This window comes from Pseudomonas sp. JBR1 (genome assembly GCF_028198185.1).
GTDB lineage: Bacteria > Pseudomonadota > Gammaproteobacteria > Pseudomonadales > Pseudomonadaceae > Chryseomonas > Chryseomonas oryzihabitans_E.
In genome coordinates, this window is sequence record NZ_CP116340.1 from 3,144,017 (window position 1) to 3,157,476 (window position 13,460).

General features: G+C 63.0%; 7 protein-coding genes. 2 read left to right on the top strand and 5 right to left on the bottom strand.

All coding sequences use genetic code 11. The features are described from left to right. Positions 1–1,167 precede the first annotated feature (1,167 nt). Positions 1,168–1,725 (bottom strand): hypothetical protein, encoded by a 558-nt coding sequence (locus PJ259_RS14565; RefSeq protein ID WP_271653298.1) that lies wholly within the window; start codon positions 1,723–1,725, stop codon positions 1,168–1,170. A gap of 72 nt (positions 1,726–1,797) precedes the next feature. On the opposite strand from PJ259_RS14565, the gene PJ259_RS14570 reads away from it, so the two are divergent. Both PJ259_RS14570 and PJ259_RS14575 read left to right on the top strand, forming a co-directional pair. Next, entirely contained in the window at positions 1,798–2,265 is a 468-nt protein-coding gene (locus PJ259_RS14570) for a tRNA (cytidine(34)-2'-O)-methyltransferase (RefSeq protein ID WP_007161318.1), read from the top strand. A gap of 76 nt (positions 2,266–2,341) precedes the next feature. Then, positions 2,342–4,681 carry an FdhF/YdeP family oxidoreductase gene (locus PJ259_RS14575; protein ID WP_271653299.1) on the top strand — a complete coding sequence of 780 codons (2,340 nt, stop codon included), beginning with the start codon at positions 2,342–2,344 and terminating at the stop codon, positions 4,679–4,681. 45 nt (positions 4,682–4,726) lie between these two features. Here PJ259_RS14575 and PJ259_RS14580 read toward each other — a convergent pair whose 3' ends face one another. From PJ259_RS14580 to putA, 4 genes are all read right to left on the bottom strand, one after another. Then, complete coding sequence (locus tag PJ259_RS14580; protein WP_271653300.1) at positions 4,727–6,100, bottom strand: TolC family outer membrane protein; 1,374 nt, start codon at positions 6,098–6,100, stop codon at positions 4,727–4,729. A 2-nt stretch (positions 6,101–6,102) separates the two neighbouring features. Beyond that, entirely contained in the window at positions 6,103–7,428 is a 1,326-nt protein-coding gene (locus PJ259_RS14585; protein WP_271653301.1) for an HlyD family type I secretion periplasmic adaptor subunit, read from the bottom strand. A gap of 1 nt (position 7,429) precedes the next feature. Beyond that, positions 7,430–9,181, bottom strand: coding sequence for a type I secretion system permease/ATPase (locus PJ259_RS14590; protein ID WP_271653302.1), 1,752 nt, complete (start codon positions 9,179–9,181; stop codon positions 7,430–7,432). 202 nt (positions 9,182–9,383) lie between these two features. Continuing rightward, positions 9,384–13,352, bottom strand: coding sequence for a trifunctional transcriptional regulator/proline dehydrogenase/L-glutamate gamma-semialdehyde dehydrogenase (gene putA / locus PJ259_RS14595; RefSeq protein ID WP_059316530.1), 3,969 nt, complete (start codon positions 13,350–13,352; stop codon positions 9,384–9,386). Between the last annotated feature and the right edge of the window lie 108 nt (positions 13,353–13,460).

The window sequence follows — 13,460 nt, forward strand, 5'->3', positions numbered from 1 at the left end:
GTGCAAAGAAAAGTAAGCAAAAGAAAGCACACCCCACGTTTCGGCCCTCCGTTTCGCTCCGGGTGATTCGCTTCGCTCACCCTTCGGGCCAGCCTGCGGCTGTTACTCCGCTTCGCTACGTTTCCCTCGCCCCGGCGCCGCTCCAGGGGCACGGCACGAAGGGGCCTCCTGCCCCTCGCGCCTTGCTCGGCGTCCTGCCTCGCCTTCCCCTCCACGACACCTATGCTCGACCTCACTGACGGGGACGGGCGCCAGCCTGAGAGTTAGGTATTTCCAGTATCTGTAGCGTGGAAAACCGCGCAGCGTTTTCCACTGGCGCGTAACGCCGATCCCTGTGGACAAGGCTTTGCCGTTGTCCACGCTACGGGTCACAGCTCTTCGTACTTCTTCAACCAACACTTTCAGGCTGGCGAATCGCCCCGTTCAGAAGGGTGAACGCCAGTGTCGTGGAGTGGGTCGAGCCGCAGGGATGTGGCGAGAGGTCCAGTGAGCCATGGACGGCCCATCTGGACCGACCCCGGAACGGCGCTGGCGTGAGCGAAGCTTAGCGAAGCGGAGTAACAGCCGCAGGCTGGCCCGAAGGGTGAGCGCAGCGAATTACCCGGAGCGCAGCGGAGGGCCGGATGATCGGGGCAAGCGTTTTTGCTTACTTTTGTCCGGGACGCGTAGTCCGGGGCGCGCAGCCGCGACTGAAAAAAGTGAGTCGCCCGGGTGGGCGAAACAAGAGGCACCCACAACACTCGGTAAACAGCCAAGGCACCAATAAGCCTTAGCACCTAGCACCTAGCACCTAGCACCTAGCTAGCACTGGCTTCACATTGTTGGGCTTCGGTGATGAAGCCGCCTCAACCCAACCTACGAATCCTCCAAAATCACCCAAGCCAAAACTTGGCACACCTCCTGCAATACCCCAGGTAACTACCCTTTTGGGGACCTCGGTACAGGCAGGCTGGGGAATCCCCTCTTTTCTTCCTGAGGCCATCACTCACGGTGATGGCCTCTTTTTTTCGCCTGCGAAAAGCTGCAAACCCCAGGCTAGAGCGCCTCCTGCTCTATAGCCAAGACAAGGGGACTGGCAAAGGCAGCCGAAGCGTCAAGGCAGCCCGGCGCCCCGCCCCGTTCCGCTCTGGTGCAAACAGCCAGTCTTTTGCCTGATAACGGGGCATTTCAGGGCGTCAGCGGGACCTCGACGTGAAGCACCCAGTCCTCGCCTTCTTCCACGATCCGGTCGCTGGCCTGCAGTGCGCCGCCGACACCTACCAGTAGCACCTTCAGATCCTGCCCCTCCTGGCGCACCGTCCAAGAAAAGCTGCCACCCGGACGCACCACCCGTCCCTGGCGTTCGCCACCGTCCCAGCGGGCCCGGGGTAGGCGCAGACTGAGGGCGCCCTCGGGGCGATAGCGTTCATAGAACAGCGAGCGATCGGCGGTGATCAGCAATTCGAAGCGGCCGGCCTCCTGGCGACTGTCCACCCCCAGGATGACCGGGCGGCGGGCCTCGGCCGACCAGGGATCGGGATGGGTGCGCTGGTACACCAGCTGGCCGATGATCATGCCGAACAATCCGGCGCCCAGGGCCGCCGAGGCCAGCCAAAGGGTCAGGCGCTGGCGCTGGCTGCGCCATTCGGCCTTGAGCAGCTCGGGATCCTCCACCCGCGCCAGTTCGTCCCGGCGGGCGCGCTGTTCGCGCAACAGCCAGTCGACCAGCCGGCGCCAGAGGCTCATCGCCCTGTCCCGCTCGCGACGCCGCGTCGGCGGCGCAGTACCATAGGCGCTTTGCCAGGCGCCCTGCCCTTCATGTTCGACATCATCCTCTACCAACCGGAAATTCCGCCCAATACCGGCAACGTCATTCGCCTGTGCGCCATCACTGGCTGCCGCCTGCATCTGATCGAGCCGCTGGGCTTCGCACTGGACGACAAGAAATTGCGCCGCGCCGGCCTGGACTACCACGAATGGTCCAGCGTGCGGACCCATGCCAGCCTCGCGGCCTGTATAGCAGATTTGCAGCCGCCGCGACTGCTGGCCTTCACCACCAAGGCCAGCCATCCCTTCACCGAGATCGCCTATGCGCCGGGCGACGCCCTGCTGTTCGGCCCGGAAAGTCGTGGTCTGCCAGCCGAGGTGCTGGAGTCCCTGCCGCCCGAACAACGGCTGCGCCTGCCCATGTTGCCCAACCGGCGCAGCCTCAATCTGTCCAACACCGTGGCCGTGGCCGTCTATGAAGGCTGGCGCCAGCTGGGCTTCGCTGCACCGCCTGGCTGACCGCCAGAACCTTACTGCCAGACGCGCCGTCCCATGACCTACAGGCACATCGCCAGACCGTCACACGAGGCGCATCATGAGCAAGATCGGCAAACCCAAGGTTGAACGCTACGACGCGCCCTCGGGTGGCTGGGGCTCGGCGCGCTCGGTGACCGAGATCGTCTTGCGCGAGCGAGTGCCACTCAAGTCCGGTGCTCTGCTGGCCCGGCAGAATAAGCATGGCGGTTTCGCCTGCGTGAGTTGTGCCTGGGCCAAGCCCGGCAAGCCCCACCCACTGGAATTCTGCGAGAACGGCGCCAAGGCCACGGCCTGGGAGGTCACCAGCAAGAGGTGCGGACCGGAGTTCTTCGCCGGCCATTCCCTCACTGAACTGCGCGGCTGGCGCGACTACGATCTGGAAGAGGTCGGACGCCTGACCCACCCCCTGCGTTACGACGCCGCGAGCGACCGCTATCGGCCGGTGAGCTGGGCTGAAGCCTTCGCCGACATCGGCGCCGAGCTCAAGGCACTGGATCCGGATTCGGTGATCTTCTACGCCTCGGGTCGCGCGGCGCTGGAGACCTCCTACCTCTATCAGCTCTATGCCCGCCTGTACGGCACCAACAATCTGCCGGACAGTTCCAACATGTGCCACGAGAGCACTTCGGTGGCCCTGCCCAAGAGCATCGGCGTGACCGTGGGCACCGTGACCCTCAACGATTTCGATCAGGCCGACTGCCTGCTGTTCTTTGGCCAGAATCCCGGCAGCAACAGCCCGCGGATGCTGCATGACCTGCAGGAAGCGCGCAAACGCGGCGCGCCCATCATCACCTTCAACCCCTTGCGCGAGCGTGGTCTGGAGACCTTCGTCAATCCGCAGTCGCCGGTGGAGATGCTGACCGATCACCCCACCCAGATCAGCACCCAGTACCACCAGCTCAAGCCGGGTGGCGACATCGCTGCCCTCACTGGCATGTGCAAGGCCCTGCTGACCGCCGATGACCAGGCCCGCGAGCAAGGCCAGCCCGCCGTGCTCGACCATGCCTTCATCGCAGAGCACTGCCATGGCTTCGCCGAATTCTGCGAATGGCTGCAACGCCAGGAATGGCCGCAATTGGAGCGCCAGTCAGGCCTCACTCGTAGTGCCCTGGAAGCGGCCGCTGCCGTCTACGGACGTTGTCAGAAAGTCATCGGCATCTATGGCATGGGGCTGACCCAGCATCGCTATGGGGTGGAAACCATCCAGATGCTGGCCAACCTGCTGCTCATGCGCGGCAACATCGGCAAGCCTGGCGCCGGCATCTGCCCGGTGCGGGGTCATTCCAATGTCCAGGGTCAGCGCACCGTGGGCATCACCGAGAAACCGGAACTGGCGCCGCTGGAGCAGCTCGGCGAGCGCTTCGGCTTCACCCCGCCACAGGACAAGGGGCGCAATACCGTGGAGGCCTGCGAAGGCATCCTCGATGGTTCGGTAAAGGCCTTCATCGGCCTGGGCGGCAACTTCCTGCGCGCCATTCCCGAGACCAGTCTGATGGAACCGGCCTGGCGCACCCTGCGCCTGTCGGTGCAAATCGCCACCAAGCTCAATCGCAATCACCTCGTCCCAGCGGACAAGGCCTATCTGCTGCCCTGCCTGGGGCGTACCGAAATCGATCGCCAGAATGGCGTGGAGCAGGCTCACAGCACCGAGGACAGCACCGGCTGCATCCACGGCTGGCGCGGTGTGGCCGAGCCGCCCGAGGGCGAACTGCTGTCCGAGCCGGCCATCGTCGCTGGCCTGGCCAAGGCCACCCTGCCGGATAACCCCAAGGTCACCTGGGATGCCTGGGTCGCTGACTATGCCCTGATCCGTGACGAGATCGCCCTCTCCTTCCCGGAGATCTTCCACGACTTCAATGCCAGGATGTGGGAGGTAGGCGGCTTTCATCGCCCGCTGCCAGCGGCCAAGCGCGAGTGGAAGACCGAAACCGGCAAGGCCAATCTCATCGTGCCGCGCAGCCTGGAAGAAGACCCGGACATGCCCGCCACCGGACGTGATGTCCTGACCCTGATGACGCTGCGCAGCAACGACCAGTTCAACACCACCATCTACGGCTATCACGACCGTTTCCGCGGCGTGAAGGGCACGCGCGCGGTGCTCCTGATGAATCACAACGACATCGAACGCCTGGGCCTGGCCGAGGGCGACAAGGTGCAGGTGTCGACGGTGGCCGATGACGGCGTGCGGCGCGAGGTAGGCCCGCTGCGGGTCACGCCCTACAACATTCCGGAAGGCGCCTGTGGCGGCTACTACCCTGAGTGCAACGCCCTGATCCCGCTCTGGCACCATGCCGAAGGCAGCAAGGTACCGGCGGCCAAGGCCATTCCGGTGCGCCTGACCAAGCTGATCACGGCGAATGGCGGCTTTCCGGTGGAGCCGGAGGGGTATGGAAACTGAATAGTCGCCAGGAGGTAGAGCTGGCACCCGAAACGGTGCCAGACACTATCTTTTACCCTTCCCAACGGCATTAGCGGTTAGCGATGGTGAAAGCCAGCCATTGATTCGCTGAATATCTTTCGCAGAAAACTCTCCGCTCCACCTCAGCAATACGAGTTGGTTGGTGACAAAGCCATATTGCGCTTGAAGATAGTCCCGGCGGCTGAGGTACTCCTGGCGAACGGCATTGAGGATGTCTACGCCAGTGACAGTGCCATAGGCAAAGGACTTTTCCGTAATCTCTCGGGACTTAACCGCAGACTCCAGAGCTTTGTGCGCCGAGACGATCTTGCGCAGATTGGCATCGCTTTGGAGATAGGCAGTTTTGGTTTCCTTGACTACCTGTCGACGCAAGGCTTCGTATTCTTGCTCGGCCACATCGCGTGCGCCATACAGACCCTGGGTACGAGCACTGATGGACCCACCGCTGTAGAGTGGAATCTGTAGATTCACACTGGCAGAAAGGGTATCTACTTTGTCCGCCGCTAGGACATTGTCGTACACGAAGTCACTACGTTGTGCCCCGAAGGCCAGGCTCAAGGTAGGAAGGTGAGCTGCCTTGGCTTCGCTGATCGCCAGCTCCGAGGAATTCAGCGCACTCTGCTTGGCTTGTAACACAGGATTGTGAGCGATTGCCGAAGCTACCCATTCCTCCTCGGCACCTGGCAAAGAGGCGAACAGCGCCCCCTCGTCAATCCGCTTCAGCGGTTGATAAACCTCTTGCCCCAACAGCTCGGCCAGCGCTTCGCGAGCAATCTGAATCTGGTTTTTAGCTTCGATTTCTGCCGTTTCGAGACTGTCCACTCGAGCAGCCAGCTGCAACTTATCGGTAATCGTCGCTAAATGACGCTCGAATAACGCCGAGACCTGATCGAGACTACGCTGCGTAGCTTGGCGTTCGGCCTTGGCCAGTGCGAGTTCATCTTCAGCGGCCAGGACTGCGAAATAACGTTGAACGAGATCGACCGCAGACTGGATACGTGCGTCTTCTGCCTGGGATCGATACTGCCGCGTAAGCTCAGAGTACTTCTTGAAACCACGCCAGGCTGCGGGATTATAGAGCACCTGAGTCAAACTCAAGTTATAGGTTTGCCCGTCATAGAAGAGTGTCCGAGCTCCCTCGGATCTTTTGATACGGCTACTGGCAGCCCCGCCCTTGAGCTGTGGCAGTAACTGCCCCAAGGCTTCGCGTTCCTGGCCAGTTCCAACCCGAATTTGTGCGTCGGCGCCGAGGATGCGCGGATCAGACGCAACGGCTCTTTGATAAAGCTGCCAAAGATCAAGTGGACTGGAGTCCTCCGTCGACGCCACGGCAACAACTGGTCCGATGCACATCAGAAACGTGATGGCGCACCTTCTTAAGCTGGCCCAATGAAGCATCCCTACTCCTCGATCATCGAACGCGCCATGGCGTTACGAGCGGGCTTGAGAAGGTAGTTGAGCAGCGTACGATCACCTGTATTGATAAGTACCTCGGCCGGCATCCCTGGCTGCAATTCACGGTGCTCCAGTTCCTGCCGCCCCCGATCAGTCAAGGCCACCCGCGCCAGATAATAGGGCGCCCCACTCTTTTCATTTATGAAGCGATCTGCGGAGACGTACACCAGTTCGCCTTCCAATACGGCCGTGGTCGCACCCTTGAAAGCACTGAAACGAATCTCGGCAAGCTTGCCCTGGGCGACCCTATCTATGTCGGCCGGTTGAATCTCCACCTCAACCAACAGATCCGCCCCACCTGGGACGATATCCAGCAGATGACTACCTGGTGCGACCACGCCGCCCAGGGTATGGACGGCTAGCCCCATCACCATGCCGTCCACTGGTGCCTTGATCACCTTTCGGTCAAGCGTATCCTGCTGCCCTCTTAGCTGTTCACGAAGCTCATAGAGGCGGGATTGGGTGTCCGCTAACTGGCTGGCGACTTCCGCCTTGAACCTCTGATTTGTCTGTAGGATCTGCAACTGAGTTTCGCCACGCTGAACGCGCGCCCGAGCAATGGCTGAGCGTTGATCGGCAATCTCGGCCTGTAGCCGAGACAGGCTGCGTTCCTGATCGCGCAACCGCTCGTTGCTGACAAACCCCTGTTTGAGCAGGTCACTCAAATCCTTGATCTCGCCTTCGTAGGATTTGGCCAGGCTCACCTTGCTCTGGATGTTCGCTTCGAGCCCGCGAATCTGCTGCTCCAGCTCGACATCCCTATTTCTAAGTACCGCGACCTCCCCCCGCCTGGCCGCACGCCGGGCCGCGAATATCTGACGCTCACTGCCGCGTGCCTCTCGAACACGTTGATCATCGACGGCAAGGTCGTCTGCGGTGAAAAAAACATCGCCAAGGTCGTCGCGCTCGGCGATCAACCGGGCTTCGAGTGCCTGGGCCGCAACACGCTGGCTGCGTATTGCTTCGAGCTGGACGCGATCCTGAGTATCGTCGAGGCGCATGAGCACCTCTCCGGCATGTACCCGATCACCGTCGTGCACTCGCAACTCTTGAAGAATGCCTCCCTCCAGATGCTGTACGGTCTTGCGCGAACTCTTCACGGTCACGGAGCCCTGTGCAAGCACGGCGCTGCTCAAGGGCGCCAGTGCTGCCCAAAGACCGCCCAGGCCAAACACCACGAGAAGAATGGCGAAACCAAGCCTACGGATAGGCTGATCGGATACCTTGAGGCCTTCGGCTTCAGCATCGATAAGGGCAGCATGCCTCAACATGTCATACCTCCCGCCCTGACGGGTGGATGCCATTGCCTGCCAAGCCGTCAGGCTCAGCAGACGCCTGCTGCTCCGTGCGGCCTTGCAAATGTGCCAGTACCTTATCGCGTTGACCTGATAGAACGATCTGCCCTTCGTTGAGTACCAGAAGGTTTTCGACATAGGCCAAAGCGCTGACGCGATGGGTCACGATGAGCAGCGTGGTTCCGCTTTGCTTGAGCCGGGTCAAGGCGACGCCGAGTGCACGCTCGCCGTGCTCGTCCAGATTGGAATTTGGCTCGTCCAGCACCACCAAGCGGGGCCGGCCATAGACGGCCCGGGCCAGACCTATTCGCTGCCGCTGCCCTCCGGAAAGGGAGCCGCCCTGAGCACCGATGAGCGTGTCGTACCCCTGGGGCAATCGCAGGATCATCTCGTGAACGCCGGCGAGCTCGGCCGCGTCCACCACGGCCTTGGGATCCACCGGACCGAAGCGCGCGATGTTATCGCTGATACTACCCTCGAAAAGTTCTATGTCCTGCGGCAGGTACCCCAGGTGCGGCCCCAGATCACTCCGTGGCCATTGGGCAATATCCGCACCATCGAGACGAATCTTGCCAGTCTGTGGCAGCCAGATCCCTAGCAGTGCGCGGGCGAGCGTCGACTTACCGGCCGCACTTGCCCCCAGGATGCCAACCGAGGCACCTGCAGCCACGGTGAACGTGAGCCCCTTGAGCACAGGCTGAGTGGCTCCGGGGGGTGTCAGAAAGACCTGCTCGACGGCCAGACTGCCCCTCGGCTCGGGCAGAGGCATCCGCTGCGGTTCGGCTGGTATCTGGTGCAACAGTTCGTTGAGGCGCCCATATTGACCCCGCGCAGTAACGAATCCCTTCCAGCTGCCGATCATCAGATCTATAGGTGCCAGCGCTCGGCCCAACAGCAGGGAGCCAGCTGTCATCATGCCCGGTGTGATCTGGTGATCGATAACCAGCCAGGCCCCGAGCCCCAGGATCAGCGACTGCAGGATCATCCGCAAGGTTTTGGAAAGGATGCTGAGGGTACCACCCCGCTCGCTGGCTCTAGCCTGGAGTGTCAGTACACGGTTGTTGCGGCGATGCCAACGTCCGAAAAGGCTGGGCAGCATACCCATTGCGGTCACTACCTCTGCATTGCGCAGATTCTTACTGGTGAATTGCGTTGCCCTGGCATGCTCCTGGTTAGCGTCGGCCAGGTGCCTGTTCGTCAAGCGCTCATTGGCATAGGCCAACGCGATCAGCATCACCGCACCGACGACGGTAAAAACCCCGAACAGCGGATGAAAGAAGAACATCACCGCGATGTAGATCGGCAGCCAGGGTGCATCAAAGAAGGCGAACAGCCCTGCGCCGGTAAGAAACTGGCGTAAACCGGTCAGGTCGTGGAGCGCCTGGGCCGAAGTCAAGGCGCCTCCGCTATAGAGCGCCTGCTTGAAACTTGCCTCATAGAATCGCTGATTCAGCAACAGGTCGAGTCGCGTGGACACTCGAATCAGGATGCGCGACCGAACCCACTCCAGAGCACCATAGGTACTCATCAAGAGCAGCATGATCAGGGTCAGCATGATCAGCGTGGTGACGCTGTAGCTGGAGAGTACTCGATCATAAACCTGCAGCATGTAGAACGCAGGAACCAGCAGCAGTAGGTTGATGAACAGGCTGAAGAAGCCGACCGTCAGGAAGCTACCCCTGCTCTCGGCCAGTGCCCGCTCAAGATCCGTCTTATCGTTGTAATGCATGCAGGTACCAGCTGGAAATCGAAGCGCAAAACCGTGGCCGCCGGACTCTAGCACAGCGCTTGATCGCGCCTGCTGCCAAGGCGATCAAATGAGAGTTGGCCAATAAAAAATCCCGATCCTTCCGGCTGGAAGGATCGGGATTCTAAATGAGCCAAACGATAGGTCTGAACAAACGCCTGGGAGCGACGCCTAGTTCGAGCCCTTAGCCGATCGTCATCAGACTGGCATTGCCGCCGGCGGCTGCCGTATTCACGCTCAGGGCGCGCTCGATGAGCAGGCGCTCCAGCGGAATGGCGGTCTCGCCGCGGGCCAGACCCTGGACGCCGACGATGGGGCCGTTGCGCTTGGCTACCAGCTGACAGATCTGGCGCAGCTGGTCGGAGTCACCGTGGTGCAGGACCGCTTCGAAGGCGACCTCATCCTTGCGCCAGTCGGCGGTGGCCTGCACCCGCGACCGCACGGCTTGCGGCAGGCGATTCAGGGTAGCCTTGTGCGCCTCCTCGACCAGCGCGGTGCTACCCACCGCCATGACCGCCGCCAGCTGTAGCAGCAGATCGCTTTCGTCCGCCGCCAGGCACAGTACCCGGCTGCGCGGCAGCAGGCTGTAGCTGTTGCGCTCGCCCGTCGGGCCGGGCAGCAGGCGGGTCAGGCCGCTCAGGGACTCTTCGGCGAATCTCAGGCAGGCCTGTTCCAACTCGCCCAGGCCCTGCTGCTTGGCCCAGTCCTGCAGGGCACCCAGCGGATTGCCGGCCTGCTGGCGCAGGGCGTCACGCACCTGCCATTCGGTCTCGCCAGCGCTGCCCTTGGCCAGGGCCACGGCGGGATCGCCATCCGGACGAGTGCTGAGCAGACGGTAGAGATACAGCGGGCCACCGGCCTTGGGACCGGTACCCGAGAGGCCTTCGCCACCGAAGGGCTGCACCCCGACCACCGCGCCGACCATGTTGCGGTTGACGTAGAGGTTGCCGGCATGGGCGCGCTCTACCACCTTGGCGATGGTCTCGTCGATACGGGTATGCACCCCGAAGGTCAGGCCATAGCCGGTGGCATTGATCTGGTCGATGACCTTGTCCAGGTCCTTGCGAGCGTAGCGCACCACGTGCAGCACCGGACCGAAGACCTCGCGGCCCAGCTCGGCCAGGCTATCCAGCTCGATCAGGGTGGGCATGACGAAGGTGCCACGGTGGATGGCATCGCCCTCCACGCGCCCGCCCTGGTGCACCCGACGACCTTTACCTCTCAGGGTCTGGATATGCTTGTCGATGGTGGCCTTGGCCTCGCCATCGATCACCGGACCGATGTCGATGGCGAGGTTTTCCGGGTTGCCCAGCCGGCATTCGGCCATGGCGCCCTTGAGCATCTCCAGCACACGGTCGGCCACGTCGTCCTGCACGCAGAGCACGCGCAGGGCGGAGCAGCGCTGACCGGCGCTGTCGAAGGCGGAGGCGACCACATCGGCCACCACCTGCTCGGCCAGCGCCGAGGAGTCGACGATCATGGCGTTCTGGCCGCCAGTCTCGGCGATCAGCGGGATCGGCCGGCCCTGGGCGTCCAGGCGCCCGGCGATGTTGCGCGCCAGGATCTGGGCCACTTCGGTGGAACCGGTGAACATCACCCCCTTGACCCGCACATCGTTGACCAGGGCGGCGCCGATGGTGGAACCCTCACCCGGCAGCAGTTGCAGCACGCCTTCGGGGATGCCGGCTTCCAGCAGGAGGCGCACGGCCTGGGCCGCGATGAGCGGAGTCTGCTCGGCCGGCTTGGCCAGCACGGTGTTGCCAGCGGCCAGGGCCGCGGCGATCTGGCCACTGAAGATGGCCAGGGGGAAGTTCCAGGGGCTGATGCAGACCACCGGACCCAGCGGACGGTGGCTGTCGTTGGCGAAGTCGCGACGCACCAGGGCGGCGTAGTAGCGCAGGAAGTCCACCGCCTCGCGCACCTCGGCGATGGCGTTGGCGTAGGTCTTGCCGGCTTCGCGCACCAGCAGGCCCATCAGCGGCTGGATCTGTGCTTCCATCAGCTCGGCGGCGCGATCCAGGGCAGCGGCGCGTTGCTCGGGCGGGGTGGATTGCCAGATGGGTGCAGCGGCCAGGGCCTCTTCCAGGGCGATGTCGACATCGGCACGGGTAGCGTTGCTCACCTGACCGACGCGGTCGCGGCGATCGGCCGGGTTGAGCACCGGCTGCGGAATCGACGGCTCACTGGCGCGACCCAGCAGCGGCCGGGCTTCCCAGGCGGTGTTGCCACTCGCCAGCAGCGCGGCTGACAAGGAACCCAGGCGGTGTTCGCTGGACAGGTCCAGGCCGCTGGAATTGCAGCGCTCGGCGCCGTACAGGGCACTCGGATGGGGAATGCGCGGATGCGGTAGGCCGATGCCGCCTTCGTTGGTGGACTGCTGCTCGATCTGCACCACCGGATCGGCCACCAGCTCGTCTAGGGAGATGGAGTGGTCGGCGATGCGGTTGACGAAGGAGGTGTTGGCGCCGTTTTCCAGGAGGCGACGGACCAGATAGGCCAGCAGGGTCTCGTGAGTGCCCACCGGGGCATAGATACGGCACGGCCGCGCCAGCTTGCCGTCCTTGATGCTGCCCACCACCTGCTCGTACAGCGGCTCGCCCATGCCGTGCAGGCACTGGAATTCGTACTGGCCGGGATAGTAGTTCTGGCCGCCCAGCTGGTAGATGGCCGCCAGGGTGTGAGCGTTATGGGTAGCGAATTGCGGATAGATGGCTTCCGGTGCCGCCAGCAGCTTGCGGGCACAGGCCAGGTAGGCCACGTCGGTGTAGACCTTGCGGGTATAGACCGGATAGCCCTCCAGGCCTTCCATCTGGGCCCGCTTGATCTCGCTGTCCCAGTAGGCGCCCTTGACCAGGCGGATCATCAGGCGGCGACGGCTGCGGCGCGCCAGGTCAATCAGGTAATCGATCACCAGCGGGCAGCGCTTCTGGTAGGCCTGGATGACGAAGCCGATGCCGTTCCAGCCCGCCAGCTGCGGCTCGAAGGACAGCCGCTCCAGCAGATCCAGGGAGATTTCCAGGCGATCGGCTTCCTCGGCGTCGATGTTCAGGCCGATGTCGTAGCGCTTGGCCAGCAGGGTCAGCTCCAGCAGGCGCGGATAGAGCTCGCTCATCACCCGGTCGTACTGGGCGCGGCTGTAGCGCGGGTGCAGGGCCGAGAGTTTGATGGAGATGCCGGGGCCTTCATAGATGCCGCGACCGTGGGAAGCCTTGCCGATGGAATGGATGGCCTGCTCGTAGGAGGCCAGGTAGCGGCGGGCATCGGCTTCGGTCAGGGCCGCTTCACCCAGCATGTCGTAGCTGTAGCGGAAGCCCTTCGCCTCGAACTTGCTGGCGTTGGCCAGGGCCTCGGCGATGGTCTCGCCGGTGACGAACTGCTCGCCCATCAGGCGCATGGCCATGTCCACGCCCTTGCGGATCACCGGCTCGCCGCTCTTGCCAATGAGACGGTTGAGCGAACTGGTGAGGCCGGCTTCGTTGTGGGTCGAGACCAGGCGACCGGTCAGCAGCAGGCCCCAGGTGGCGGCATTTACGAACAGCGAGGGGCTATTACCCAGGTGCGGCTGCCAGTTGCCGGTGCTGATCTTGTCGCGGATCAGGGCATCGCGGGTGCCCTTGTCGGGAATGCGCAGCAGGGCCTCGGCCAGGCACATCAGGGCCACGCCTTCCTGGGACGACAGTGAGAACTCACGGAGCAGACTCTGCACCATCCCGGAGCGCCCGGTTGCACCCTTGGCGTTGCGAAGCTTTTCGGCGATGCGATGGGCCAGCTCGTGGGTGGCCTTGGCCTGGGCAGCGGGCAGGCGCGCCTGCTCCAGCAGCAGCGGCAGCAGCTCTTCTTCTGGGCGGCGATAGGCGGCGGTGATGGCCGAGCGCAAGACCGATTGCGGCAGGATGCTTTCGGCGAATTCCAGGAAGGGCTGATAGACCGGATCGGCCAGGGCTTCCACCGCCTCGTTGTCCCCCTCGGCCAGCCGCTGGGCGATGCCCTGCAGATCGGCCAGGGTCGCACCGCTTTCCAGGGTTTCCAGATAGGTGAAGATGGCCTGCTTGATCAGCCAATGGGGCGTCCGATCGATACGGCGAGCCGCTTCCTTGAGGCGATCGCGAGTGGCTTCGTCGAGCTTTACGCCCAGGGTGGTAGTGGTGGCCATGCGCAGGTCCTCAAGCAAGAAGGCATCGAAATTCGGCGCAGCTTAGCGCCGCTCGAAAGAAAAGTGCAACCAAGTGCAACCCAGCAGGTTCTACCGTCGATCCGGTTG

Excerpts from the sequence above, each read along its gene's own strand:
- PJ259_RS14565 (WP_271653298.1), bottom strand. The coding sequence starts at position 1,725 with ATGAGCCTCTGGCGCCGGCTGGTCGACTGGCTGTTGCGCGAACAGCGC.
- PJ259_RS14570 (WP_007161318.1), top strand. The coding sequence starts at position 1,798 with ATGTTCGACATCATCCTCTACCAACCGGAAATTCCGCCCAATACCGGC.
- PJ259_RS14575 (WP_271653299.1), top strand. The coding sequence starts at position 2,342 with ATGAGCAAGATCGGCAAACCCAAGGTTGAACGCTACGACGCGCCCTCG.
- PJ259_RS14580 (WP_271653300.1), bottom strand. The coding sequence starts at position 6,100 with ATGCTTCATTGGGCCAGCTTAAGAAGGTGCGCCATCACGTTTCTGATG.
- PJ259_RS14585 (WP_271653301.1), bottom strand. The coding sequence starts at position 7,428 with ATGTTGAGGCATGCTGCCCTTATCGATGCTGAAGCCGAAGGCCTCAAG.
- PJ259_RS14590 (WP_271653302.1), bottom strand. The coding sequence starts at position 9,181 with ATGCATTACAACGATAAGACGGATCTTGAGCGGGCACTGGCCGAGAGC.
- putA (WP_059316530.1), bottom strand. The coding sequence starts at position 13,352 with ATGGCCACCACTACCACCCTGGGCGTAAAGCTCGACGAAGCCACTCGC.